Origin of the sequence: Streptomyces sp. GD-15H (assembly GCF_045291515.1) — a bacterium.
Taxonomy (GTDB): Bacteria; Actinomycetota; Actinomycetes; order Streptomycetales; family Streptomycetaceae; genus Streptomyces.
Genome location: NZ_CP149447.1, coordinates 5,490,836 through 5,516,942, shown reverse-complemented (window position 1 = coordinate 5,516,942; position 26,107 = coordinate 5,490,836). Strand labels below are relative to the sequence as shown.

The window sequence follows — 26,107 nt, the reverse complement described above, 5'->3', positions numbered from 1 at the left end:
AACCCCCACCCCCGTGAGCACCGATGACCTCGCCCTTGTCCCCCGGGGCGAGGTCATCGGTTTCCCGGCGCCCCCGTCGCCCGCTCGGCCGTACGCGTGCCCTCCCCCTCTCCACCGCGTCGTCCGCACCTTCCGCCGGCTCTACCCCGGCGCGTGGATCTCCACCGGAGGCAGCAAGGGCGGCATGGCGAGCGTGTACCACCGCCGCTTCCACCCCCACGACGTGGACGGCACCGTGGCCTACGCGGCCCCGAACAACGTCGACGACCGCGACGACTCCGCCTACCTCCGCTTCCTGGAAACCGTGGGCACGGCCGCCGACCGCGAGGCGCTCAAGTCCGCCCAGCGCCGGCTCCTGCTGCACCGCACGGAACTGGTCGCCCGCTACGAGGCCGCGACGACCGCCGCCGGGGACACCTTCCGCATCGTCGGCAGCGCCGACAAGGCGTTCGTGATCGCCGTGCTGCGCGCCCCCTTCATGTTCTGGCAGAACGGCGGCAGCGCGGCGGACCTCGCCGCCGTTCCCGGCCCGGACGCCACCACCGACCAGCTGTACACCTGGCTGGACAACACGGCGGGCCTGGCCCTCTACGCCGACACGGTCGCCCGCGCGTACATCCCGTACTGGTACCAGCTCGCCACCGAGATGGGCTACCTCGATGTCCCCACCGCCCACCTGACCGACCTGCTGCGCCACCTGGGCGCCATCGAGCCGCGCACCTTCGTCCCCCGCGACATCCCCGTGCGCTTCGACCCGGGCGCGATGCCGGACATCGACCGCTGGGTCCGCCGCAGCGGCACCCGCCTGCTGTTCGTCAACGGGACTCAGGACCCCTCGGTCGCGGAGTCCTTCCCGCCCGGCCGCCACGACTCCCGCGTCCTGTGGGTGCCCGGCGCCAACCACCACACCACCATCGCCGCCCTCCCCACCGCAGACCGCGCCGAGGTCACCGCCATCCCAGCCCGCTGGGCCGGCCGCGCCTGACGGGCCTTGGAGGACTGAGGCCCCCCGGAGAAAGGGCCTCCTGCGACGCACGGACTCCACACCCACGGGAGTCGTCCCGCGGCTGTGGAGTCCGGCTGCTTGCTCGGCCGACTCGAACAGCCCGTCCCCTCATCAATAGCCTGCGTCCTCATGACGCGTGCATGGATCTGCCGATGCTGCTCGTGCTCTGCGGCTCAGCTCTTACAACTGGGCTGTTTTTCAAGGGGAGCCCCGGCACAGCCGCAGCACTGCTTCCGGTGCTCGCGCTGTTCGCATGCCTGAACTCGCCTCTGATCTTCCCGAGGTCGCGACCAGCGCGCTGGAGGCACAACGCCGCAGCGCGGCCGACGGCCGACCGATCGTCTTCTGGCGGCCGGGCTGCACGTACTGTCTGCGACTGTGCATCCGCCTGGGCCGCAGTGCCCGTCGACTGCACTGGGTCGATATCTGGCGCAATCCGGCTGGAGCCGCAGTGGTGAGGGAAGCCAGCGACGGCAACGAGACCGTACCGACCGTCGTCGTGGCAGGCAGAGCGCAGTCAACCCCGACCCCGCATGGGTACGCGAACAGCTCTCCCTTTCCACGTGACCGGGAACGACGCCATACCGAAGAGGCACCTGCAGGTCCCGAAAGATCACCGGTCGGTCGGCGGCACGCCAATGGACGAAACTGTTGCATTCATAGCTCCACGGCCCATCCCCCTCAGGTCCGCCAGGTCAGCGTGAAGCGTCGAGAGTTCGCCTTGCCTCAGTCCACAGGTGCTCGAACTCCTCCGCGGAGATTTCAGCTGCCTGGGGCTGGTCCTGCCAGCCGTCCAGACTGCCCTCGGCCAAGACGCCGTACTGCCGCTCATACCGGCTCATCGCCGTGAGATCGGCATCATCACGCAGGTGCAGCACCTCCTCCAAAGAGACCGCCGTCACCGGCCGCGAGTCCGCCCCTCGGACTTCAACCTGACGCGCCGCCCAGCCCTCGTCATCGGCCTCGAAGTACAGCCACAGATCTTCGTCCTCGCAGTAGACGCGGAACCAGGTCGTCATGCCGCCATCCTCACCCACCCGTCGCCTCCCATTCAGCTTGACCAAACCCATAGGGGTACCCCCCCCGTGTGTTCCAGTCCAGCGTCCGCTCAGCAGCTTTGGGACTAATCCCCCAACTTCGCCATCCAACTGCCTTCATGTCTGACCTTTGCAGTACGGTCACACGGGCCAGCCCGACCCCGAGGGCCGTCACTCATCGAGCAGGCCCAGACCCGTGTATACGAGGACGCACAATGCCTTACGAGCCCGGCACCGTCTGGCAGTACGAGGTCCCCACGACCAGCAGCACCCACCTGCCACCAGATGCCGGCTACGGCAAGGCTCTGACCAATCAGGGGTACGGCTTCGAGGTCGCCGTAGCCGACCTGATCGACAACTCGATCGATGCCGGCGCCGACAAGATCGTTGTGCACTTCCTGCGGGACGCCAAGCGCATCCTCACACTGCTGGTCATCGACAACGGCAAGGGCATGGACGATGCCGGCCTGGACGCCGCCATGACGGTGGGGCGGCGCCGCGACTACGGCGAGGGCGCCCTCGGCCTGTACGGCACGGGTCTGAAGGCCGCTTCGCTGTCCCACGCGGCGTCTCTGACCGTGGTCAGTCGTACCAAGCGCAGCCGGACCGCAGGACGCCGTCTCACCGCTGAGGGCATCGAAGACGGCTTCCGCTGTGACACCGTCGATCCGCGCTACGCGCAGGAACTCGTTGACCGCTACGACGGCGTCATCGAGTGGCACGGCACGATCGTGCGCTGGGATCAGGTGCGGGCCTTCGAAACGGTGACTGACGGCCAGAGCGACCACTACCTGTCCAAGGCGATCGCCCGCCTGGAAACGCACCTTGGGCTCTACCTGCACAGGTTTCTCCAGAACGGCCTCAAGCTCGACATCGCCGTGTGGGACGTCAGCAGTGGCGAAGGGGTACTCGGCGAGGAAGTCGACCACATCGCCGTCGAGGCGCTGGACCCCTTCGGTTACAAGGTCCCGGGGAAGCCGCGCTACCCCCGTACGTTCACGGCCCCCGTGGAGGGCTTGGGGGACGTCGAACTGACCGCGCACATCTGGCCTGCCAAGTCGAAGCAGGCCGGGTTCCGGCAGATCGGATCTCTCGCCGACCGCCAGGGCTTCTACTTCTACCGCAACAACCGTCTTGTCCAAGCCGGCGGCTGGAACGGTCTTCGCAACCCTGAAGGACACCTCGCTCTTGCTCGCGTGGCCGTCGACCTTCCGCCTCATGAGAACAGCGTCCTGAGCCTTGACGTGAAGAAGGAGAGCGTCACCGTCACGCCTGCCTTCACGCTCGGCGTCGAGAAAGCTGTGGACGCTTCCGGAAACACCTTTCACGGGTACCTCAGCGACGCCGAGGCCACCTACCGGGAGGGCTCGAAGCGCACGGAGATCGTCCGCAAGCCCGTGACACTCCCGGGTAAGGGGATAGACCCGAAGATCAAGCGGGTCGTCAAGGAGGAGCTGCCCGAGAAGCCGGGGGAAGAGCCCATCTCGTTCACCTGGGTCTCACTTCCCAGTGACAAGTTTTTCGACCTTGACCGCGAGAACAACACCGTCCTCCTCAACAAGGCTTTTCGCAGCGACTTCAACGACGGCCGTCGCGGCGGAAGCAACGACGCCCCCATCACGAAGACCTTGCTGTACTTGCTGCTTGAGGACTGCTTCGGCCTCGGACGCTGGGAGCGTGGCCGCCAGGACCGAGTGGACTACTGGAACACCATCCTTCTGGCAGCGGCAGGTGCGCACCGCGACCGCCGTGTCCAGGCGACCGACTGATCCAGTACCGCTCTCGCTCCTGGCCCGCTCCGGCCCCTGACTGAGGACAAGAGATGACCAACACTTCGTCCGGTGTGCTCCGCGACATCCACACCTCCGCGCTGGCTGGGATGGGCAGCATGCCACGTCACTTCGAACGCTGGGCAGCGCTTGCCGCGGATGATTCCTACCCGGACGCGGACCTGGGCGAGGAGCTGTTCCGCTCCCTTCTCATCAGTGGTGACGACGCACTGACCGCTCTGTGGGACCGCCACCTGACCGCCTGGGACTTCGTGGAGAACCCGCAATGGGGTGCGGGCTCCCCGGCGCGCACCGACGAACGGCGCGCAGTGGTCTATGAACGGCTCCGGTTCGGAAGTGAACTGTGCAAGGCCCTGGACGAGGCCGCGCCCGTGGCGAAGGTGCCCGGCGCGACGGTGATCACCCGGGAATTCACCCCGTGGTACACCCCTGAACGCGCGGCGGCCAGGTCCTTCTACTGGACGTCGTACGAACGGAAGCTCCGCGACAAGGGCTGGTCCGAGGCCGCCGTCGCCAGCCTCGACCAGGCGAGCCGGGCAGTCGTCGAGCGCCTCGCCGACCCCGAACAGCCGGCGGCCCGCCAGGCGAAGGGCCTGGTCGTCGGCTATGTCCAGTCCGGCAAAACGGCGAACTTCACCGGCGTGGCCGCCAAGGCCATCGATGCCGGATACCGTCTCGTCATCGTCCTGGGGGGCACCCTCAACCTGCTGCGCGCCCAGACCCAGAGGCGCCTCGACATGGAGTTGATCGGCCAGGAAAACATCCTGCGGGGCGCGGATGTCACAGATGTGGATTCCCTGGTCGGCGTGGACTACGTGGGTGACGACGAGGGCTGGCCGGAGTTCGTCCAGCACGGCGGCCGTCCCTCCACGCTCGGTGCGTTCGACATCGAGCGCCTGACGACACTCGACAACGACTACGAGAGCCTGGCCCAGGGCATCCGGGCCCTGGAGTTCGAGAAGCGTGTCCCCACCCGGCCGCTGCATGACCCGGCAAACCTTCACCACACCGCAGCGCGGATCCTCGTGGTGAAGAAGAACAAGGCCGTCCTCACGAAGCTCGTCAAGGACCTCAAGCAGATCCACGGGATCCTGGGGGAACTGCCGACTCTCATCATCGACGACGAGTCCGACCAGGCCTCCGTGAACACCTCGGACCCGAAGAAGTGGGAACGGGGAAGCACCGAGCGCACGGCCATCAACGGCTTGATATCCAAACTCCTGGAGCTGCTGCCGCGGGCCCAGTACGTCGGTTACACCGCGACTCCCTTCGCCAATGTCTTCATCGACCCCGGTGACGACATGGACATCTTCCCCAGGGATTTCCTGATCTCTCTCCCTCGCCCGGTCGGCTACATGGGCGTCCAGGATTTCCATGATTTGGACTCCCCTGTCCCGGTGGCAGAGCGCACATACGCCAATTCCCAGCAGAAGGCTCATGTGCGGGGCATCTACGACTCCACAGGTGACCGGCTGCAGGAGGCCATAGACGCCTTCGTCCTGTCGGGTGCCCTGAAGCTCTTCCGGGCTGCCCACGGTGTACCCGACGCTTCCTTCCGGCATCACACTATGCTCGCCCACGAGTCAGTACGTCAGGATGACCACGCCGATCTCGCGCTTCGCATTAACTCCCTGTGGCATCAGGCCGGTTACAGATCTGCGGCAGGACACGCACGTCTCGCCGCACTGTGGGAGTCGGACTTCGCACCGGTAAGCGTGGCTCGCGCCAGCGATCTCCCTTTTCCTTCTTCGTATGACGAACTGCGGTCACACGTCTATACAGCGCAGCAGCGCATCGGCAGCGGCGGCCAGCCGGTCATCGTCGTGAATGGTGACTCCGACCGCTACTTCGCCCAGCTCGACCTGGATTTCGACCGGACACCTCACATCTGGAAGATCCTCGTAGGCGGCACGAAGCTCTCCCGTGGTTTCACCGTTGAGGGCTTGACCGTCACGTACTACCGGCGCACAACCCAGCAAGCTGACACTCTCATGCAGATGGGGCGCTGGTTCGGCTTCCGTCGCGGATACCAGGACCTGGTCCGTCTCTACATCGGCCGCGAGGAGCCGTTCGGACGTGACAAGTCCGTCGACCTCTACGAAGCGTACGAGGCCGTCTGCCGCGATGAGGAGACCTTCCGGGAGCAACTGGCCCAGTACTCCCTGATGGTGGACGGAGAGCCGCAGGTCACCCCCGTGCAGATCCCGCCCTTGGTGGCACAGCACCTGCCATGGCTCAAGCCCTCTGCCCGGAACAAGATGTTCAACGCGGAGCTTGTGGAGATCCGTTCGCCAGGCCGACCCATTGAGCCCGCCGCGTATCCGCTGAACAGCACTGTCGCCAAGCGCAACACCGAACGCTGGCGGCCGCTGCTGCAATCGCTGGATACCACGCCAATGTCATTCAGCAACCCGCCGGACGGCTCGAGCACGCTCACGCGCACATTCACAGCACTCACCGGGAGCGTCACACACAGCGGGCTCGTCGATGTGCTGTCCCAGCTCGAATGGGAACGTCCCCGGTACTTCGACCCCCATCTGACCTATCTCCGCCAGCTTGACGGCACTCTCGCCCAGGTTGACGACTGGCTGCTCATCTCTCCTCGGCTCACTTCGGACAACCGCGTTGAGGCCAGCGTCCTCGGCTCGGCCCCACTTTCTTTGGTCCGGCGGAGCATTCAGACCGGCAAGAGTTCTTTCGGCCGCATCGCCAGTGTCGAGCACCGCACCGCGGCGCAGTTCCTCATCGATGAGGCCGTAGCTGGGGCAAGTGCGAAGATCGGGCCCAAGACCGGTGTTGCACTGTTCTACCCAGTGGTGGAGGGAAGGACCACCGAGAGCGTCCGGGGCGCAGTACATAACGGCACCGCCGACCCGGCGAAGATCGTAATAGCTTTCACCCTCATCCCACCGAAGTCAGCCACCAGCACGAACCGCCGCTTGTTGCGCTTCCGGGCCAAGGACTCGCGCTGCATCAACGAAGCCACCATCCCGGTGAGCCCGTCGCCGTAGAAGCGAGCGGCCGCTCCGTCCGACGAGGCCAGTTCGTGGTCAGACAGGGGCGCTCGGAACGCGGTATGCCGGCCCGGCGGCGGCCGGTAGTCTGACCATCACAGAGGGGCACTCTGATGCTGGTCAGGACAAAGCCGCGGGAGCAGTGCGGCCGAAAACATCTTGCGCTGACGCAGGGCTACAGGGCTTCTGCAACACGAGGCTCCGCCCTCCAACATTTTCATGACATGCCATCACGTAGGCACACAGGGGCGGAAATTGCTTCCATTCGAGGAGTGCGAAGACAGGCGAGCCGCATCTTGGCTCGCAAATCAGGAGCTGCTCAGGATGGATCCTGACCTACAGAAGGTCAGAGATTACATCCTTTCGCTCGACTCAACAGGCCAACGATTTGCCTCTGTCCTGCGCGACACTATCGACCAACTACTTAACGGTGAGGCAACAGGACGGTACGCATGGAAACAACTTTTCAAAACTGAGAAAACCCATGCAGGAACTCTTGTTGAGATTAACTTGCAGCGAGAGTTCAAGTTTGCCGACGGCGGTGACGTGGGTACCGTGAGCAAACATCCCATGGACTACCGAATTCTTGGCATAGACGTCGACTGCAAGTTCTCTCAGGACTTCGGCGGATGGATGATCCCACCAGAGGCAATGGGCTACCTGTGTCTGCTGGTATGGGCAGATGACTCTCAGAGCCGCTGGAGCGCTGGCCTGTTCCGCGTCCGCGAGGAGTGGCTCAACACTGGAAGCAATCGCGACAAAAAGCTAACCCTGAAAGCTGAATACCGCAAGGACAAAGTGCTCTGGCTCTGGCGAGACGCCAAACTACCCGAGAACGTCCTTCTTCACCTCCCTGAGTCCACACGCAAAGAGATTCTTCTGGAAGGGCCTCGCCAGGGGCAGAGAAGGGTCGTTGAATTGTTTCGGAGGGTTCAGAACCGTCGAATCGGGCGCGGAGCGGTCCGCACTGCGGCGCAACAGCTCGACTACATGGCTCGCCTGCGAGAGGGAAAGAACCGAGCACGAACGGTGCTACGTGAAGAGGGCATCGTGATCGTCGGGCCTTACAGCAGGCACCAGGCCATCGCCCGGGAGATCGGCGCAGAGGTACCACGGAGAGGTGAGTTTGTAAGCTTCCGGGTAGCCGAATCCAAGCCTCATCATGACGACCATCCGCAGGTCGAACTGGAGGGCCGCTCATGGGTACTCGCAACGGCAGACGACCCCGTCGTAACAGCACCTCGCCTGCCCAAGATCACAGGTGAAGACGAGGTCTGATCAGCTCAGGCAGCGAGTGGAGCGTGGAGCAGACAGAGATGGTCAGCAACGAGATTTGGGTACCTCCGGCTGGCTCTTGGGCCTCATCGGCAGCTCGCCGACGCAACATGCAGGCCATCCGCAGCCGCGACACCACTCCTGAGCGGCTCATCAGACGCCTTGTCCATGCTCAGGGACTGCGCTATCGGGTGGCAACCAGACCACTCCCCCACCTTCGCCGGACCGCTGACATGGTCTTCCGGCCGACGAAGGTGGCCGTGTTCATCGATGGCTGCTATTGGCATGGATGCCCTGAGCACTACATACCGCCGAAGATGAACTCTGGCTACTGGTCAGACAAGGTGGCACGGAACATGGCCCGTGACCGAGAAACTGACCAGCTTCTGGCAGAAGCGGGATGGACAGTTCTCCGCTTCTGGGAACACGAACCATCAGAGCAATGCGCAACGCGCATTGCCGCTGAGGTCGAGCAACGGCGCAAAATACTCCGCAAGGCGGAATAAAAGACTGATCAGTCTTGCTCCCGCTCCTGCGCCGCCCTCAGAACGTCAATAATCGATTGCCCGACAGCCTTGGCTACTGGCGGCGGAAAGGCATTTCCTACCTGACGATATTGAGCAGTCTTCCCGCCTGAGAATTCCCAGAAATCCGGGAAACCCTGGATGATAGCCGCCTGTCGCACCGTGAGCATTGGGCCATCGGGGCGGAAAAGGTCACGCTCCTCTGTCTCCTTCTCCCTGCATGTATCGATGTCGTTGGCAACACCCATACCGGAGACACCAAGAAGTTTCCAGGCCGCTTTAGCACGGCTCGGTCCAAGGTCTGCACCGCCATGCTTTTTTGATCCACCAACAAGGGTCGGGGCGATGCCTCCACCCTTTCCCTCAAGTTCGGCGTCACGCTCCCGTGCCTTCCTTCGCCATCGCTCGAGAGCAGCGTGCGCCTGCTCTGCATGCACCCCTTCAAGGTATGGTTTGAACCGCTCACTCATGGACTGTTCCAGGCTCTCAGCCACACTGACTGGCTTTTCGTGTGTTGCCGTCGGCCACTCATACTTGAGGTCCTTGATGACGTCGTCCCGGAAAGCTACGAGAACAGCTCGCGGACGAAGCTGGGGAACACCGAAGTTACTTGCCTCAAGGACATCCCAACGGGTGACGGTGTAGCCGAGGCCCTCATCATGAGCCAGCTCACCATCATCGCCCCGATACATGCCTCCTTGGAGGCGTGCCTTGATCCAGTCACGGTAGTCCGAAAACTTGGGGTCCATAATCCCCCGGACGTTCTCAATCATCACAGCACGCGGGCTGAGCTTCATGACCAACTCCAGCATGCACGGAAAGAGGTCTCGCTCGTCGTCCTTGCCCAGCTGCTTGCCAGCATGCGAGAAGGGGGGCACGGTACGCCACCAGCAAGGAGGTCGAGCCCGCGCTTCTTCAGCAGCTCGGCGCCCTTGTCCAGATCCCGGTATGGCTCAAACTCCTTGACGTCGGCTGAAAGAACATCACAGTTCTCCCGCTCCCACGCCCACACCTCATGCTCCTCGATGTTGAGCTTGAGCGTCTCGACCGCATGGTCGTCGATCTCAACCAGTGCCAGATGCCCGAAGCCAGCCTGGTGCAGGCCGATGGCCTGGCCGCCGGCCCCGGCACAGATCTCAACCGAAGTGAACTTCGGCTCCCTCACCGCCGCATCAGCGTTGGCTTCCTTCACGTGGGCCATGCCCCCTCCTTGCAGTCGTACAGCGGCAGACACATCTTGCAATCCACCATCACTGAGGGTGACAGACCCCACTGACAACGAGACCAGCACAAGTGTGCAGCACACGTCATGGTTCGCTTAATGCGCCCCCCGCCACACCGAACACTCATACGATATTGCCCATGCGGATACCTGCGTGGACTGAGGACGAACTTGTGCTGGCCGGAGCCCTCGTCATCAAGAACGGCTGGCGCGAGTTGCGCACCCACAGCCCAGAGGTGCAAGAGCTCTCTGAGCTGCTGAGATCTCTGCCCCTCCATGAGGCGGAGGAGCGCGCCTTGCCGGGCTTCCGGTCTCCAGACAGCGTGAGCCGCAAGACCTCGGACTTCTCGACCAATCACAGGCTGTACAGGGGCAAGGGAACCCGCTGCGGCAAGCCGACGCTGCTCATGATCCAGGCCTTCACCGAGCGTGAAGCCGAGATGCTTCAGGCAGCCGAGGCCATCGAGGAAGCCATAGCCACCGGTGAGCTGCATCTCATCCCTCCACAGCCTGATGAGGTTGACGATGCAGGGACGTCGGCAATCGAAGGGCGCCTTCTTGCCCGCCGGGCCCTTGCCCGGGAGAGAGACCCCAAGCTCCGAGCCCTGAAGATCAAGCATGTTCGGCGCCAGGGCGGCCCGCTTCAGTGTGAGATCTGCGCCTTCGATTTCGCCCGGACATACGGCGAGCTGGGAGACGGCTACATTGAAGTGCACCACGTCACCCCTCTCTACGTCTCCGGAGCCAGAGAGACCAGGCTGGACGATCTCGCCTGCCTCTGCGCCAACTGCCACCGAATGTGCCACAGGAACCGTCCCGGAGAATCCTGGCGCACGCCGGCCGCTCTCCGCGAGCTGATACGAAAGTCTCCCCAGACTGCCGCGCACTAGGCGGCGTCCACTTCAGCCTCGTAGTGAGTCTGGGCTCGGTCCAGCACGTCATCCGGGTCCAGGCCACGCGCGGAGGTCCAGTGCAGCAAGTCGGCGATCAGCTCGATCGCTGACTCTTCCAGAGCGGCATCGCGGCGGCGCCCTTCACGAACGACACCATGCCCTTGGTAGCTTTCCAGTGCCTCAACAGCACGCTTCACGCGGCGGCACGAGGCCTCGGATCCCAGCTCGATCTCGCACCAAACCGCCTTGCCGAGTGCCGTGAAGGCGGTCCCCCAGTCCACCGCCATGGTCGCGATCATGTGCAGGCCGCGGCCGCACTCCGCGTCGCAGTCGGCACCGCGCAGGGCGGGGAGTGTGCGGCTCTTGTCGTGCATCTCGACGCGTAGCCGCTCGCGCTTCCACTCCAGGATCAGCGTCGCCAGCGTGCCCTCACCCACATGTTTGATGACGTTCGTCGCCAGTTCCGTGACGAGGAGCCCCGTCTCATCACCGGCTGTCGGCACACCCCACTGGTCCAGCTGCGCGGCGGCAGCCCTCCGCAGCAGCCGTACCTCTGCCGCCAGCGCCGCAAAAGGCAGGACACAGCGGTGCTGACGTTCCCTGATGTCGATACCGGGCATGAGCATTCCTCCCTCCCGAGCCACGCTCATGCTGCGCCCGCCGTATCCGTACGGCTGCATTGCGTAGCGGTCCGTATGTGAGGATGACACAGAGAACTCTCACCATGTAACTTCTCACGAACCTCTATCGAGTGAATCCCGTAGTGAGCCAGCTACCGCGCTGCCTAGCCTGTTCAGGCCCCGAGCGGCTGCCCGGGGTTATGCGCAGAGGAGTCCCATGTCCGTAAGGACCACCACACGTCGTCGGCAACTGGGCGCGATGCTGCGCAAGTTGCGTGCCCGCAAGGGAATGACCCTTGAGGAAGCCGGGCAGCTGGTCGGCGTATCGAAGGCGACGGTCAGCCGGTATGAGACTCAGGCGGGTCCGGTGAAGTGGCTCGTCGTCGACGCGCTGTGCCGCGAGTACGGAGCAACGGACGCCGAGCGGGAGGCCGTCGTAAGGCTGGCCAAGGACGCCAAGCAGCAGGGCTGGTGGAGTTCGTTCGCCGACTCCATCCCAGAGAGCATGAACCTGCTGCTCACGCTGGAGGACGAGGCCGTACGCGAGGAGCACTTCTCTTGTGTCTACGTTCCTGGCCTCCTCCAGACCCGTGCCTACAGCACCGCTCTGCAGAAGGCGAACGAGATCCCCCTGGAACCGGCCGAGATCGAGCGACTGGTGGACATCCGCATGAAGCGGCAGGAGATCCTCACCCGGCCGAAACCGCCTCGCCTGTGGGCGATCCTCGACGAGTCTGTGATCCGCCGGATCGTCGGGGCACCGGAGACCATGAAGGAGCAGCTCGGTCAGCTGCTCGAAGCGAACGAGTCCCCTCACATCACGCTTCAGGTGCTGCCGTTCTCGAAGGGCGCCCACTCCGCAGCGCTCGGTAGTTTCGTGATCCTCGGCGGAACCGAGTCGGCCCTCGACGTGGTCTACGTCGACTTCCACACCGGCTCGCTCTTCCTGGAGCAGGAGGAGGAACTGGAGCGCTACAGACTTGCGTTTGAGTACCTCCGCGCACAAGCGTTGGACATGGAGGCTTCCTCTGCCCTGATCCACCGTGCACGCAAGGAGCTGTAGATGCCCGCCCGTTCTCCCGCCCTTCACGATCTCGCCTGGTTCAAGTCGTCTTACAGCGGCGCGAACACTACCGAGTGTGTGGAAACCGCCTTCATCCCGCCGGGTGTGCTCATACGGGACTCCAAGCGGCCGGAAGGCCCCTGGGTCGCAGTGTCAGCACAAGCATGGAATCGGTTCGTGACTGCCCGAGCCCAATGACCAGGTGAAGGGGCCCTCCATCTGGACTCCTAAGCTTGAACTCGTAGTGTCGTAGCGGCTGAGTGCTGGTCGCCTGCTGGGGTATCACCGGAGGCATGTAAGTACCGCCCTTCACCTCCGGCGACAGGTCGAACACCAGTTCAAACGCCCTTCCCGCTATCTGGTTTCGAGAAAGGTTCTGAGCTGTGTGGGGGCGGAAACCGCTGTCCCCGCCCCCACACCAGGCAGCGCGCTCAGAGCCCGCGCGTCACCACACCCTGCGGCTCTCCATTGACTGATACCGCGGGATCGACTTCCACCACACGGATCGATACGTCAATCGGCGCAGAACGGGCATTGGCCGTCTCGGCCGCTGACTTATGCCGGACGCTGGAGGATACGTCCGCGAACGGGCGAACGGTGTGGGCCAGCAGCCGAGTCAGCTCATCGTCGAGCCCTTGCTGAAGCGGCGTGCCGTCCGGGCCGAAGGAATCGATCTCCTTCTCCGCGAGCACCTTGCCCGTCGCCGCATGAGTGGCTGTGAAGCGCAGGATCCCACTCTCGTTGTAGCGGAACTTGATCTCGATCTTGCTTTGTCTGATGTCCTGTTCCCTGCTGGGGAGCGGGACCTCGATAGTCGCCAGTGGGAAGGCGCGGTCACTGTCTGCGGGATAGCCGACCTCGCCCTCGATCACAGGCGCGAGGACTGATGTTGCCCCAGGCCTGTCGGGGTAAAAGTTGGCTGTGCCTTCCGCCGGCAGCGTGGCGTTGCGGTGGATGATGGCCCGGAAGCCCTTCTGTTCCCCAGCACTCACGGCAGTGCCCAGGTCATAGCTTGTGACCAGAGAGAAATCGCTGTCGTCCCCAAGTTCTCCGTCCAGCGAAGCAGCGTAGATCGCGGCACCACGCGCGACTGCCGTCATCGGACGGCACAGGCCGCTGTCGACAATGCGATCGTGGCCAAGCAGCTCCCCCAGGGCATGGCGCACCTGTGGGATCTGAGAAGTGCCGCCGATCATCAGGACCGAGTCAATCGCACCGGGAGTAATTGCCAGGTCTTCGAGCGCCTGCTGGACCGGCTCCATGGCCCGCGTGATGAGCGGAGTAATCGCTTCGGTGTACTCGGCTGCCGTTACCTTGACCTGGCGGTCAGAGATGGCTGGTGCCAGTCCAACTGGTAGATCGAAGACCAAAGCACCATCCGCTGGCACGGAGGACAGAGCGATCTTCGTTAGCTCCACAGCCCTACGCCATCTGCGGCGCTCGCGCTTGGTCAGGCTGGCGGCGGACAGGCCGATTTTCTGCTGGATCAGCTGGGCCAGCGCGTTGTCGAACTCCAGCCCGCCGAGCGCAGTGATGCCCCGAGAGGTCTGCTCCTCAAAAAGGCCGTCCTCGTATTCAAGAACAGTGACGTCGATCGTTCCACCACCCCAGTCGAAGACGAGGAACCGGCCAGGAATCGGAACGTCATGAGCATACGAGATCGCGGCAGCAGTCGGCTCGTTGAGCAGTGCCCTGACCCTCACGCTGCCCAGCGCGGCGGCTGCGCGCGTCCTATAGCGGGCTCCGCCGGTCGCCTTGGCCGGCACGGTTACTACCGCGTCGGCCAGGTCGAGCAACTGGGCGGAAACTCCCTCCTTCATCCGGCTGAAGAGCGAGGCGGCCGCCACTGTGCTGTGGAACTTCTCAGGACCGACCCAGACATGGTGCTCCTCGAGTTGTTCGGCGGCATCCAAGTCATCGAAAGCACCACTCTGCGCAGCACCAGAGCGCGTGCCAAGCATGCGCTTCACCGCATCGAGCGGCTCACTGGTGCCGGTCTTCGCGTCCCAGCCGAAGCACAGCGTCCGCTGGAGGTCACGGACGGAGAGCACCGAGGGAAAGAGCTGCTCAAACTCCGGCTGCCGCCACTGGGCGGGCACATTGCCGCCGTCGATCGGCACCACTTCGGTGGTGTGCCCGTTCCAGCGGGCGACTACGGAGTTACTCGTGCCGAAGTCGATACCGAAACTCATCGTGTACCTCTCTGGGTGATCTGCCGACTGGCCGTAGCGCGCAACTTCTGCTTGTAGCCGTTCTTCTCAGGAGTGCTGCCACCTGGGGCTGTGTGCTGCGCCCCAGCCGCTCCGCCAGATGCGTCTTCCTTCCCCGTGTGCGCGGACTGGTCGCGGCGAGGCGAAGGCTCCGTCACACTTCGCTTCTCCCGACGCGGTTCTTTCATCTCCTTCGGGTCAGCAGTTCGGCCGCGCCTGTCGGATTGACTGACGGCTCGCGGAGCCATGGGTTGGGAAGAACTTGCCTCCCACTGCCCTTGGAGATGCGCCCGGCTCTCCCTTGAGGGATCTGCCGAGGTTTTCCCCTCCACACCGCGACTCTGACCCCGGTGGTGCTCCCCCTCCCTCTGGCCAGCCTTCGGGGTGGTGCCCCTGTCCCGAGGCGCAGTCCCTGAAGATTTCTTGGATGTCTTGCCCTGCGCCCTTGCCGCTTCCGTTTGCTTCGCGCGGCGCTTCTGCCCCGGCTTCATGCTGTCCGGCGTTAGCTTCGGGGACTCTTGTGCGGGAACAGCCCGGAGCCAACCACGCTCAACGACCTTTCCAGACTCGCTGTCCACGTACGCCGGCACCAAGAGCTCATACGTAACCGAGTCACCGCGAAGAGCACCGTCTTCCTCTTCCAGGACATTGAACAATGACGGGTCATCTGTGCTTTCGACGATCTTCAGGCCTGCACGAGCGAGTTCGTGGTCAATGCGAGTCACTGCGACCCTCATCGACTTGGCCTCGAGCACCTGGCGATGAATCACGGCTAGCTGCGCCAAGTGCATCTGTCGCGTCCTGATGCCCTCCATCACCCCACTGCGCACCGCTTCGGTGAACTGAGGCAGCACACGGCGGAGAAGCTCCGTTCGGAAGACGCCGCCGAGGTCGGAGACCGTATCTGTGTTCGTGTCCGCGATGGTGTCTCGCAGACGCTCAGCTGCGTCCTCAAGCTGCTTCTCCACCACCGGAAGAAGCGTCTCGTTGACAGACTTCAGAATTGCGGCTGCGTCAAGCGACTCGGGTTCGAACCTGGGGACCCCGCTGTCGCTGTATTTCCAGGGCTGCTTCTCCGCAGCCCGGACCTCACCGCGTTTCCTTACGCTTCCACGATTCGGACCACGTTCCTGGCCTGCGCGGCTTGACCGTCGGTTCTCGGAACCGCCGCTGACGCCTTCGTTCACTCCGTTGCTCACGATGTACTGCTCTCTGAGATTTCAAGGGCTGCGGTGTGCTCAGCAACCGGGGAAAGGCGTTCTGCCGCCAACGTGATTATTTCGCGAGCTGCCTCTACCCGAGACCACTCACGGTCACCATCCGACGATGGGTCCGTCAGCCGTTGCAGGAGCTCAGGAGGGAGGTCCAGCCGGTGGCTCACACCGCTTGGCGTGCCCCATCGGTGAGGAGCAAGAGGCAGGGTAAAGCGTGACGGCTGCTCCATGTGAACTCGCTCGGCTGCCTCAATCATGTCCTTGACCCGGTTCACCTGAACACGCCCGGTCTCGTCAAGTTGCCTACGCAGGGTACGCCAGGCCTTCTTCCAGTCCTCCGCGCCGTCCGGCACACCCAGCGAAAGGTAAGGGTTGAGAGGCTGGTCGAGTTCCGTTGTTTTGCGGCTCTCCAGGAAACGCTGGTTTCTGCGGAGTGTGCTCGTGATCGCGGAGCTCAGTTGCTGCTGCGCTGGCGGGCGGCCTTCCGCGTCCTGTCGCAGGAACTCCTGGGCCTCCACCGTGTCAGAGCCAGCCAGCAAATAGGCTCGCACGTTCTGAGCTTCCCAACGTGCCGACTGCGACTGGTGCTGGAGGTTCTTGGCGACAGCCAGGGCCGCTTCCCTGCGCCTAGCGGCGGTGTCCTCATCTCCGCGGAGTCTGGCAAGGTTCATCTGCCTCACCGCTCGCATCATGATCCGGACAGCGATCCAGTTGTTGAACCTCTTGTTGCTCTTGCTCCACACCACCGGGCTGACACGCTCCAGCAACGGCCACAGTTGCAGGTCTGCGACCAGCTCGTCGGGCGCCTGGCCGGTTCTTCTCACATTCCGCAGCAGCTCCAGCAGCTTCCGCGTCGGAGGCAACAGGTCGGACCAACCCTCGTCGATGGCAGTGGCATCGTTCGCCTGCAGCCGCACCAAAAGGCGCCAGTCCGGCGGCCAGGCTCGGCCAGGCTCGGTTTCCGGACCAGCTTCCCTGCGCTCACGTTCCAGCGTCCAGGCAAGCAGGTCCATCTCCTCGTCAGTGAGCGAGGCCGGATCCAGGCGGGCCCGGAAGTAGGCCGATCGCACGGTGCCTTCGTGGTCGGGTGCAGCGCCGATCCACTCTTCATCGATGTAGTCGTCGAGGAGCGGGCGCGGGAGCGTCGCCAGCAGTGCCTTCTGCCTGGACGCAGGCAGATTTTCCACCGGAATCCGCCGGTCATCCTGGTAGATCTGCCAAAGCGTCCCCGGCTCCCCGGGAAGGGGAAGCGGATTGTCCTGCAGCAGTGCCTGGGCGCGGCTGCTGAGCTTTTCGTTGAACACCTGCAGGCCGTGATCGTGTGCCAGCGCCAGCACAGTGACCCCGGCGACCGGGTCGTTATCCGCAGCGGCCGTCTCCACCGCGGCTTGAGCGAGGCGGCGCGCGGACAGCTCGGGTCCTTCAGCCTTCAGCACGTCCGGGCACGCGGACTCCGCGAAGGATTTGGCGAGCTCCCAAGCCTCCTCGGTGGCAAACCCCTCAGGGAGCCGCGGGGTCGCCGAGAGCTGCTCCGCTTGCTTCGGGATCACTGCGAACGTTGCAGAGCTCCCGCCCGCAGTCGCAGGAACAGGGACAGCCTCGGTCTTACCCCCGACCCGGGCCTCCCGGAGGGCAAGTCGGCGGGCGATTTCGCGTTGCCGGAGCTCTTCCAGACGCGCTTGGTCGTCCTGCTCCGGCCGGGATCCCGTGCCCGCTGAGAAATCCATCGTCATCAGAAGTCCTCCGCAAAGCCCCGGACCTGTTCAATCACCGCAGCAGGAGTCCGGTCGAGGCAGTAGGAGTCCACGAACGCAGTCTTCTCGGCCAGGCCGACGGAAAGAACTTCTTCACGCAGCGCTCGCAGGCGCTCGTTCTCCCAGTCCTCGGCGGCCGATTCCAGCGGATGCTTGACTGCGACAGCGATGGGCTCGCCGGTGAACTGGGACGTGAAGAGTGCCACCGGTCCAGACGCCGTAACGGTGAGTGTGACCGCGTCGTCCTCGTCTGTCCAGCCCTTCAGAAGTGCGCTGTGCTGGTCCAGGTCAAGCTGCAGCTTGCGGCCACGCAGCGCATCGGTGAGGTCCCGGGAGAGCCGCCAGTCGTACAGCGGATGCAGACGCATGTCGGTGTAGTCGCGCAGGCAAGCGTAGCAGGAGCTGCGGCAGTTCTCCACGTGATGGCCGTCTGCCTGCAGGTAGTTCACGTACTGGTCCACGGCTCCGAGGAATTCCTCGATATGGCCTTCCGAACCGAGGAACGTGCTGAAGCCTGCTCCGTTATCGAGCGAGTCCGCCAGGTAGGCCATGACCGGGGCAGCAACCGGGGCGTCCGAACCATGAATGCCGCTTATGAGTTCCTCCGGCTGCACATCCAGATGTGGTGCGGCGGCGCGGCGCAGCAGAGCAGCCAGGGAGTACCAGGCAGCGCGCCGCCCGTGGTAGGCGTCGTCGAAGCCATCAGACTGCTTGGAACGTGCGATGTCGAAGCGGAGGCCCCGCTTCTCGTCGACGGATCCCTTGGCTCCGATGAACAGCATGTCAGTGTGCTGTGTAGCACCGAGAGCGATCTCAAGGTCCGCATCGGCCTTTGGGCTGTCGAGCGCGGTATAACCACGCCACGGCCCCGGGCTCTTACGGAAGCGGAACAGCTTGCCCCCATTGGTGTTGACGATGTACCGCTCTCCGCTGCCGGCATGCACCACCATCCAGTCATCGGTGGCCCTGGAGACGCGCGGGGCAGTGTTCTCCAGGTCCGCAGCGGTTCGGGCACTGGTGGCGTTCGAGGCCATCTCACGCGTGCCGTCATAGTCCCGCGCTTCGGACGCAGCGCGGAAACCAGCAGGCTCCCGGAATGGCACAGTCTTGTAGTGCTTGTCATCCGCCCCGCAGGCGGGGCAGAGACCTGTACTTTCGTCCTCAGCCGTGATGACGGCCTGCGGGTCCACGTGGGAGCAGATCCTGCACATGGCGACCAGCCGTTCTGGCCCGAAGGGGTCCTCGGCCGCAATCACACGGCGGCTGCCGGGCGTCAGGGCGACAACACCGATGGAGCGGAGCATGCGTCCGTCCTGCAGAGTCTCACTGCCCGGTGCGAACTTGCTGAGGGCCACGGCCAGGTCTCGGTTGATGGAGTCGGCAGGCGGCCATGGGAAAGAATTGGTCGGCACGCTCTGGTAGAGCAGGCGCGACCTGGTCGGGAATCCGAACATCGGGAGAAGACCAGCCTCGGCCAGCCGCTGGCTGAGGTCGGCGTGTCCTACCGTCCGCTCTGCCGCTTCATTGACCTGGCCGAGCAGCTGGGTAACGGTGGCCACAGGGTCGATGCTGGCAATGTTCACCGGAGTGCTTGCCTGGAGGGCGGCCGCGGCAACCCTGATGCGGTCAGGGTTATCCGCGATCCATCGTGAGATGGCGTCCCGGTGCTGCGGCCAGTCAGCGGCAAGTCCGAACTGACCGTGCACGTTGTTCGTCATGTCCGGCGTGCTCTTGCCCTTCGACTGCGGCAGGGCATCGAAAGCCTGGCGCAGCACCTCGCCCAGCAGAACCCGGCGGAAAACCGAGACCATGCCAAGGGCCAGGTAGGGCTGGGGCGTCGGGTCATTGGTGATGGCCTCAGGACGCTCGAAGTAGTGCTCGTCATGACTACGCCCGCGGCACACGGTGAGCGCGACAGCGACGGGACTGTTCCGGCGGCCGGCGCGGCCGACTCGCTGCTGGTAGTTGAAGCGAGTAGGCGGCATGTTGGCCATGACAACGGCGTTCAGAGGACCAATGTCGACGCCGGCCTCCATAGTGGTGGTGACCGAGAGCAGCTCCAGGCTGTCCGCCTCAGGCACGTCCTCCTCGCCAAGGAAGACGTCCTGGAACACGCTCTGACGACGCTGGGCCTCCAGACGGTCGGTCTGGCCGGTCAGTTCGGCGGTGCGCAGCGCGAAGCCGCCTGTGCCGTTTTCGGCCTTCCAGGCATAGTAGTCGTTGTCGAGCGCACCGCCGTACTCCTGAGGCTGGCCCGGCAGTTCAGCCAGGCATTTGGTGCACAGCCCGGTACCGGGGTGAAGGTGTGCACGACGGCAGGTGGTGCACGTCCAAGCCTTGCCGACGCCAGGACGAAGAGCAACCTTTTCGGGGTTGATCAGGTACTCAACGACGGCGTCCTTCCAGACGCTGTGCACCCGGTCCTTGACCGTCTCCAGATCTGTGTCTTCCCGTTCGGCGATCTTCACCCAGAAGCGCTTCAAGGGCAGCGGCGGGTTCTGCAGAGACGCGCGCACCGTGAAGAAGCGGCGCATCTGGCCGAGGATCCGCAGGCTCGCGCGCGCCACGGCGAGGTCGTTGCCGGTGCTGAGTTCAACCGGCGACCGGTCGTCGCGCAGGCACAGCCAGCCAAGCCCCAAGGACTCGAAGTCGCGTCCAGCGCTGGAGAACAAGCCGTTGACTGCCTCCGTCTGGAGACGCCTGCGGATCTCAGTGAGTAGATTCTGCTGAGCCTGGGTCTCCGCTATAGCCTCCCTGTCTCTCTTCCAGTTGTAGAGAGCGGTCCACGGCTGTCCGGCAGACGTCTTCTGGATGGAAGCAGCCGGTCCTCCGGGATTGGTCCCGAACTTCAGCAGCATGCCCTCAAGATCAGACGCCAAGTCGTCCAGTGAGGGCAAGCTGGCGAACTTCCGCTCCAGGTCAGGCAACAGTTCCGGCTCGGCGTCAAGATCGTCGGCGAGGATGGCCTTCAGTCGGCCCCAGTCAGCCGGATGCCGGTCACGCAGCCGGGCCATAGCGGCACGGGCGCCTTCACGATCGTCTGTTTCCCGAGCGTAGAACGCCTTCACCAACTGAAGGTCGCCGAACGGATCACCCTGCTGCCGGACGGCCTGCGCGCTCAACAGGCGCAGCAGGTCCTGATAATGACGCAGAGCGAGGCCGCTGGCGAGCTCGGAAGCATCGTCCCGGCTGTCGGAGAACGCGATGGCCTTGCGCTGATCTGCAGGCAGGTGGGCGAGCGCCTCGGTCACCAATACCTGATTTATCTTGTCGAAGCCCGTCCGCATGCGGCGCACAGGCGCGTTGCGCAGCCGGTCAGGTGATTCCAGCGGTATCCAGCGGCCGTCTCTGTCCTTCTTGATCTCCCAGTCGTCGCCGCAGGCCGGGCACCGGGTAGGGAAGGGCCGCAGGACAGCCGGGTCTATGGTCGGCTTCTTCGTCTCCTTGTCTACCGGGACAGAGATGTGAAAGGACCAACCAGTGTAGTCGACATCCCGGTTCTCCAGGCGGCCGGTAGCAGGCTGGTAGACGCTGCGCCGGAACTCGAAGTCGACCTTCTGCCCGCTGTTGGACAGATTCGCCGTCCAGCAGCCTTCGTCTTCAAGGGCGGAGCTCTTGGGGCACGGCCAGTACACGACGTAGTTCGCCGCGGTAGGAACCCCACTCACCTCGTCAGGCAGCAGATCGAGATCCGGGAAATCTGTGTGGAGGGCGCCCGTGAACTTGCGCTCCCTGGTGTCCTTAGGGCTGGCGTAGCCGCCAAGCATGAGATCACCGCAAGTCTGGCAATAGAGCAATTCCAGCACTCGAGCCCCGCACCTGCAGCGGGAGGTCGGCTCGGAGAAGAGCCGCCCAACGCGGCGTTCGGGGCCCACCTCAACGGGGGTGTCGGGGCACTTCGGGTCAGAGCAGGCCCAGATGCCCCCAATGTTCCGGAAGAAGAAATGGGCGCGAAGCTGCGGAAGTTCCGATCCCCGCGCAGCGCCCAGTACGCGCAACGCCCCGTGGAGGGACTTCCTGCTCTGCTCGTCTGGTGCGTCCGGGAACAGCCGCCGCGCCAGTTCAGGCGCAGACAGCGCCCGAGGCTGGCCCTTCGGAGCGAGCGCGTGATGGAAGGCGGGACCGAGACTGGTGAAGTCCGCCAGCGTGGTCGCCTCATCGGGGGAAATCGGCCGATCAGCCGCCTGGGCGAGAAGCGTCGCATGGGGTGCCAGGTCTGTCTCACCGTAGATCTCCTTGACGCGCCCAGGGATGATCACCCGCCGGGAACGGGGCAGCGCGAAGAAGCCGTCCAGGAAGTCGTCGTCCCTCCCTGCTTCCAGCGATGCCGAGGCGGCGAGCACGCGGAACTTCTCCGGAGCCTTGTCAAGACCGAGGTGATGCCGGAGATTCCTCAGGAGATACGCCACCTCCGTGCCGGCCGTGCCGCGGTACATGTGAAGCTCGTCGAGAATCAGGGTGAAGCGTGCGCCTGGGGTACTGTCCAGCCACTCTCGGGTAGCGGCGAAAATCTGCTCCTCCTGCTTGCGGAGCAGCATGATGTTCAGCATCGAATAGTTGGTGATCAGGATGTCGGGCGGCGCGGCCTGCATGTCCCAGCGGGTATGCATTTCCGCTCCGCCGAGATGCGGGATGAAAGACCGCAGGTCCTCGCCCACCTTTTCGTGAGCCCGGCGCTGCCTGTCGTGCATCTGGCGCAGGTACTCCCTCAGCCGGCTGAGCTTGGTCCGCGAGTCGCTGCTGCCGGCAATGGGGGTGGCCCCTGTGTATCGCCCGAAGTAGAACCGGTGGCCTCCTCGCTTACGGTCCAGCCATTCGCGGGCGCCGTTGCTGTCCAGGGCCCTACGAAGCCGGACGAGCTGGTCATCCGCAAGCGCGTTCGTGGGATAGAGGATCATGGCTCGCATGGCTGCGGGATGGCCGTGCTCCCCGCGCCGGCTCGGCACGAATTCCCTATCGCCGTGCCACCACTCGGGCTGCTCCGCACGGGCTCCCTTCCATCCTGCCGATTCTCTGACCAAGTCGGCTAGGACCGGCAGAAGGAATGACTCCGTCTTGCCGGAACCGGTACCAGCGGTCACCACGAAGTCCTGGCCCTGGCAGGCGGCGACAAGGGCATCGTGCTGATGCTGGTAGAGGCTCGTGACGCCGTCCGGCAGCGTGAACTGAGCAAACTCGGCGGCGTCGGGGTCTGCTCCGGCCTCGTCGAACGAGTCCGCGATGCTGATGCCCCTGGAGGCATACTGCGGGCGCAGCTCGATGAGCGGCTCCCTCCAGGCGCCCTTGTCCCGGTCCAGCAGGTCGCGCCGCTCCTGCATCACGGAGCTGTCGTCTACGCCGAACGGCGTGTCGTAATAACGGAAGAGGGCGCTTCGCAGGTCATCGAACGTGCCCATGACGTCGGGGTGGCCGAGGTCTTCCACTACATCCTGCGGCGCGGTGCTCACTTGGCCATTCCTCTCGCGACCGCTGCCAGCTGCGGCATGATCTCCAGGTGCTGCTGCAGGGATGAGGCCAGCGCCTCAGCCACGGCACGGGGCACGTTGGTGTACGTCTGGGTCCGGGCTTTCCTAGCTGTCACGGGCGAAATTCCACTGCAGAGAACAGCCGTACGCTGATGCAGCGCGGGAAGTGGCGCGTAGCGGTCAACGAAGAGCTGTCCAACGCCAGAGCGGCCCTTGCCTGCTTCTGACCTCCAGCGCATGGCGCTGGTTCGGTGGCGCTCGAGCTCCAAGTAGAGCCCTGTCTCACGTTCCGTCGCATAGAAGACACCGTTATGCCGAAGCCGAACGAGCCTCACATAGTCGGCTCCCCGCCAGCGGTACAGCCCGTCCTCGTCATACGACTCGACCGGTTCGAAGCGCTGGAGGCGCATCTCGTACTTCTCAAGCGTGTTCATTGTGCTGCCGCCGGGCGGTGCCGCTTCAGCCCCCAGGGACGCCTTCGGCAACAGCTCGGTCAGCTGCGTGGCAGCACAAGGCACAAAGCGAGCCTCGAGAAGATGTGCAGTCTTCTCAAGACTCCGCAGATCCTCGTACTGCAGGAGGAGGGTGTCCGGAAGCGGCACCTCTCCAGCCACAGACTGATGGGGGACGGAGATCAGCTCCATCCACTCCTGCGCCGCTGCCTCGATCCGCGCTTGCGTCTCAGTGGTCCGCGCACCAGTCAGCAGCGCGAGTCCGTCTGCGTGCGGTAGCCGCGTCAGGACGAGCGGAGCGACCGACCACCGGTCTGCCCTGAGATCCACGTCGATGAATCCAAGGGCCATGGCGCCACGCATCCAGTCCCAGTCGGCGTACTCCCTCAGCTCCCGGCCCCACGCCTGGGCCTGGCTGCGCACGCCGTCACGCAGCGCGGATGCCCTGCCACTGCGGCTCTCACTCAGCCACCGCAGGAGAACTCCGCCGATCTCGTTGCCGCTCATCGCTCCAGTTCCTTTGCAGCCTGCACGTACTCCATCCACGAAGGATCAGTGGACGCCTGTTGGGCGGCAAGAACAGCCCTGGCCCAGGCCCTCGGGTTGCCAGCACTCTTCGGCCTCGGCGTTGCCGGGTTCACCGGGTGTCCCCTCCAGCGGCCACTCCGGCGCTCCAGAAGCCAGCCGCCCACACTGTGGAACGTCGCCTCGAACCGGAGGGGAGCCGGGGTACCCGGAAGAACTTCGGCCCACCAGGCCGGCATATCGGGGGTGTCCAACGTCCACAAGCGGCCGTCAGTTGCGGCGAAGAGCACCTCGTCCGAATCGCGCCGACACAGCTCGACGTGTGCTGTCATCTGCTGGGCCACGGCGCCGGTGCAGTCAGCGCCGGTCACGGCTGCCGACTGGGCGGCTTCGTCCAGAACCGAAGGCCATGCTGCGGCTCGGCTATCGGTAACCGGAAAACCGCACACCTTGGGCCTCGCCGACTCAACTACCGCAGACTCAGCGGTCGTGAAGCTCATCTCCACGCCGGCGAAGCTCACCGTGTGACGTCCCGGTCCAAGCCGGAGAACCGGCAACGGTACTGGCAGACCCGCCCTGACAGTCCTCTCAAGCTCCGGGCACTCCCTGCCGTCGACTAGCAGAGTGCCGTCTACGGTGTCCGGGAGGACTACGTGCGGCTCACCGCCGCACAGGTAAAGGTAGGGGTCAAGCGATGGCGCGAGCTTCAGGCCGCCCTCAAGGCGCAGCTTGAATTGGGCAGGCGGCTGCAGGAGGCCAACGACTCCCTGTACCTCCTGGAGTGCCTTGCGAAGGCTGATCGCATCGTCAAAGGTGACAGGCCGATGCATGGTCCAGTTCTGCGGCACCCATGCCAGCTTGCCGCTAGCAGCGGCCCTCCCCAAGGAAGCGGCCTTGTCCAGGAGCCGCTGCACGTCCCTCTGGGCTTCTGGAGCCGCGAGCACCACATGCGCTTCGCTGGGCCGGAAGCTATCCGTGCTCGCCCAAACTCCGAGCACATCATCCCGGGCGAGCACCAGAACGGGCGTGGAGGGCCGGCTGAGCACGACCTGGTCTCCAGCGACTCGGACGCCGCTGATCAGCCGACGCGCGTCGGGAGCGGGGAGGCCCGTCACCGAGTAGTAGGCGGTATCCCCCAGCTGCTCGAGAACAACATCATCCTCGAGCTCGATGCGGGACTCCTGCTCAGCCGCCTGGAGGCGGGCAGCCCAACTAAGACGACCCGCGTCCAGGCGCACCAGAAGTTCCGCGCGAGCAACACCGGAGGGCACCAGTTCGTCCGAGCCATCCCAGGATGCCGCATAGTTCCCGATCAACTTGGAGAGGAGCGGACGGAACTCCGCTTCCGCGAGAGCATTCCGGAAGCCCGCCGAGAAGCGCTGTTCCCATCCACGGATCTCCAGCGCGGCCAGCAGCGTCTCTCCCGGCAACGGCCATGTAGCCGTGTAGTTCCGCAGCGCCTGGAAGATCTTCGGCATCAGGGAGCGGTCCGCGCCACTGACCAGGGCCTGGGACTGAGCGAATCCGATCAGGCTGCGGTTGGACGGCAGGTCGTTCGGGGCCGGAATCGTGCAGATCCCGCGCGTGCCTCTGTGGCTAAGTTGCCAGGACGCCAGTGCTTGCCACATACGGGCGATCGGCTCGTAGTGCTGGCTGCCAAGGACGCCCTCGTCTCCGGTCAGAAGCTCGGAGAAGCGTGCGTGGTACGCGGTAGCCCGGTGATTCCGGTCATTGACCATTCGGCTCGCGGCCAGCACCGTGCAGGCCAGGAGCGGCAGAACGGCTGGGTCAGCCGCCTTATCCTGCCGCCGTTTGCGCCATCGGTAGTCCTCCAAGGCGCTGTACGGCTCCGCGGTCCCCAGCCGCAGGAACCTGCGCACGCACTCAGCGAGCGGCTCCTCGATCCCGTAGCTGCGCCTAAGTTCCTGTTCTACGTCGTCGTCGACGTAGAACAGCGTCGGGTGACCTGCCTGGTGCTGGCCGAAGAACTCTTCAGCCAGCACCAACTGCCAGGTCTCATAGGAATGATCCACTCTGTCCCCA

At 64.4% G+C, this 26,107-nt stretch carries 16 protein-coding genes and 2 pseudogenes; 9 read left to right on the top strand and 9 right to left on the bottom strand.

What is annotated here, in order from left to right; genetic code table 11:
* The first annotated feature begins 13 nt into the window (after positions 1–13).
* Both WJ438_RS26140 and WJ438_RS26135 read left to right on the top strand, forming a co-directional pair.
* The gene (locus tag WJ438_RS26140; protein WP_406727402.1) at positions 14–985 is read left to right on the top strand and encodes a hypothetical protein; all 972 of its coding nucleotides are present in this window, start codon (positions 14–16) and stop codon (positions 983–985) included.
* Positions 986–1,135: 150 nt separating this feature from the next.
* A pseudogene (locus WJ438_RS26135) lies at positions 1,136–1,573 on the top strand (glutaredoxin domain-containing protein).
* Between the two features lie 128 nt (positions 1,574–1,701).
* On the opposite strand, the gene WJ438_RS26130 reads toward WJ438_RS26135, so the two are convergent.
* Positions 1,702–2,025, bottom strand: coding sequence for a hypothetical protein (locus WJ438_RS26130; RefSeq protein WP_406727401.1), 324 nt, complete (start codon positions 2,023–2,025; stop codon positions 1,702–1,704).
* A gap of 233 nt (positions 2,026–2,258) precedes the next feature.
* On the opposite strand from WJ438_RS26130, the gene WJ438_RS26125 reads away from it, so the two are divergent.
* From WJ438_RS26125 to WJ438_RS26110, 4 genes are all read left to right on the top strand, one after another.
* Positions 2,259–3,812: an ATP-binding protein gene (locus WJ438_RS26125; RefSeq protein WP_406727400.1), complete on the top strand. Its 1,554-nt coding sequence runs from the start codon at positions 2,259–2,261 to the stop codon at positions 3,810–3,812.
* 53 nt (positions 3,813–3,865) lie between these two features.
* Positions 3,866–6,844: a Z1 domain-containing protein gene (locus WJ438_RS26120; protein ID WP_406727399.1), complete on the top strand. Its 2,979-nt coding sequence runs from the start codon at positions 3,866–3,868 to the stop codon at positions 6,842–6,844.
* 327 nt (positions 6,845–7,171) lie between these two features.
* Positions 7,172–8,125, top strand: a complete 954-nt coding sequence (locus tag WJ438_RS26115; protein WP_406727398.1) for a NaeI family type II restriction endonuclease — start codon at positions 7,172–7,174, stop codon at positions 8,123–8,125.
* Positions 8,126–8,163: 38 nt separating this feature from the next.
* Positions 8,164–8,628, top strand: a complete 465-nt coding sequence (locus tag WJ438_RS26110; RefSeq protein ID WP_406727397.1) for a very short patch repair endonuclease — start codon at positions 8,164–8,166, stop codon at positions 8,626–8,628.
* 8 nt (positions 8,629–8,636) lie between these two features.
* On the opposite strand, the pseudogene WJ438_RS26105 reads toward WJ438_RS26110, so the two are convergent.
* Positions 8,637–9,847: pseudogene (locus WJ438_RS26105) on the bottom strand (DNA cytosine methyltransferase).
* 161 nt (positions 9,848–10,008) lie between these two features.
* Here WJ438_RS26105 and WJ438_RS26100 point away from each other — a divergent pair.
* Positions 10,009–10,758 (top strand): HNH endonuclease, encoded by a 750-nt coding sequence (locus tag WJ438_RS26100; protein WP_406727396.1) that lies wholly within the window; start codon positions 10,009–10,011, stop codon positions 10,756–10,758.
* Here WJ438_RS26100 and WJ438_RS26095 read toward each other — a convergent pair.
* Complete coding sequence (locus WJ438_RS26095; RefSeq protein WP_406727395.1) at positions 10,755–11,381, bottom strand: ATP-binding protein; 627 nt, start codon at positions 11,379–11,381, stop codon at positions 10,755–10,757. The two genes, WJ438_RS26100 and WJ438_RS26095, sit on opposite strands and share 4 nt — an antisense overlap.
* Positions 11,382–11,598: 217 nt before the next feature.
* On the opposite strand from WJ438_RS26095, the gene WJ438_RS26090 reads away from it, so the two are divergent.
* Complete coding sequence (locus WJ438_RS26090; RefSeq protein ID WP_406727394.1) at positions 11,599–12,444, top strand: helix-turn-helix domain-containing protein; 846 nt, start codon at positions 11,599–11,601, stop codon at positions 12,442–12,444.
* Positions 12,445–12,642 carry a DUF397 domain-containing protein gene (locus WJ438_RS26085; RefSeq protein WP_406727393.1) on the top strand — a complete coding sequence of 66 codons (198 nt, stop codon included), beginning with the start codon at positions 12,445–12,447 and terminating at the stop codon, positions 12,640–12,642. It begins immediately after the preceding gene.
* 233 nt (positions 12,643–12,875) lie between these two features.
* Here the strand turns inward: WJ438_RS26085 and WJ438_RS26080 are convergent, their stop codons facing one another.
* From WJ438_RS26080 to WJ438_RS26055, 6 genes are read right to left on the bottom strand one after another with little or no spacing between them, the layout of a single operon-like run.
* Complete coding sequence (locus WJ438_RS26080; protein ID WP_406727392.1) at positions 12,876–14,636, bottom strand: Hsp70 family protein; 1,761 nt, start codon at positions 14,634–14,636, stop codon at positions 12,876–12,878.
* Positions 14,633–15,853 (bottom strand): hypothetical protein, encoded by a 1,221-nt coding sequence (locus WJ438_RS26075; protein WP_406727391.1) that lies wholly within the window; start codon positions 15,851–15,853, stop codon positions 14,633–14,635. The genes WJ438_RS26080 and WJ438_RS26075 overlap by 4 nt, the downstream gene beginning before the upstream one ends.
* Positions 15,850–17,601 (bottom strand): hypothetical protein, encoded by a 1,752-nt coding sequence (locus WJ438_RS26070; protein WP_406727390.1) that lies wholly within the window; start codon positions 17,599–17,601, stop codon positions 15,850–15,852. The genes WJ438_RS26075 and WJ438_RS26070 overlap by 4 nt, the downstream gene beginning before the upstream one ends.
* Entirely contained in the window at positions 17,601–23,069 is a 5,469-nt protein-coding gene (locus WJ438_RS26065; RefSeq protein ID WP_406727389.1) for a DEAD/DEAH box helicase, read from the bottom strand. Before WJ438_RS26065 ends, WJ438_RS26070 begins: the two co-directional genes overlap by 1 nt.
* Entirely contained in the window at positions 23,066–24,046 is a 981-nt protein-coding gene (locus WJ438_RS26060) for a hypothetical protein (protein WP_406727388.1), read from the bottom strand. The genes WJ438_RS26065 and WJ438_RS26060 overlap by 4 nt, the downstream gene beginning before the upstream one ends.
* Positions 24,043–26,097, bottom strand: coding sequence for a hypothetical protein (locus WJ438_RS26055; RefSeq protein WP_406727387.1), 2,055 nt, complete (start codon positions 26,095–26,097; stop codon positions 24,043–24,045). Before WJ438_RS26055 ends, WJ438_RS26060 begins: the two co-directional genes overlap by 4 nt.
* Between the last annotated feature and the right edge of the window lie 10 nt (positions 26,098–26,107).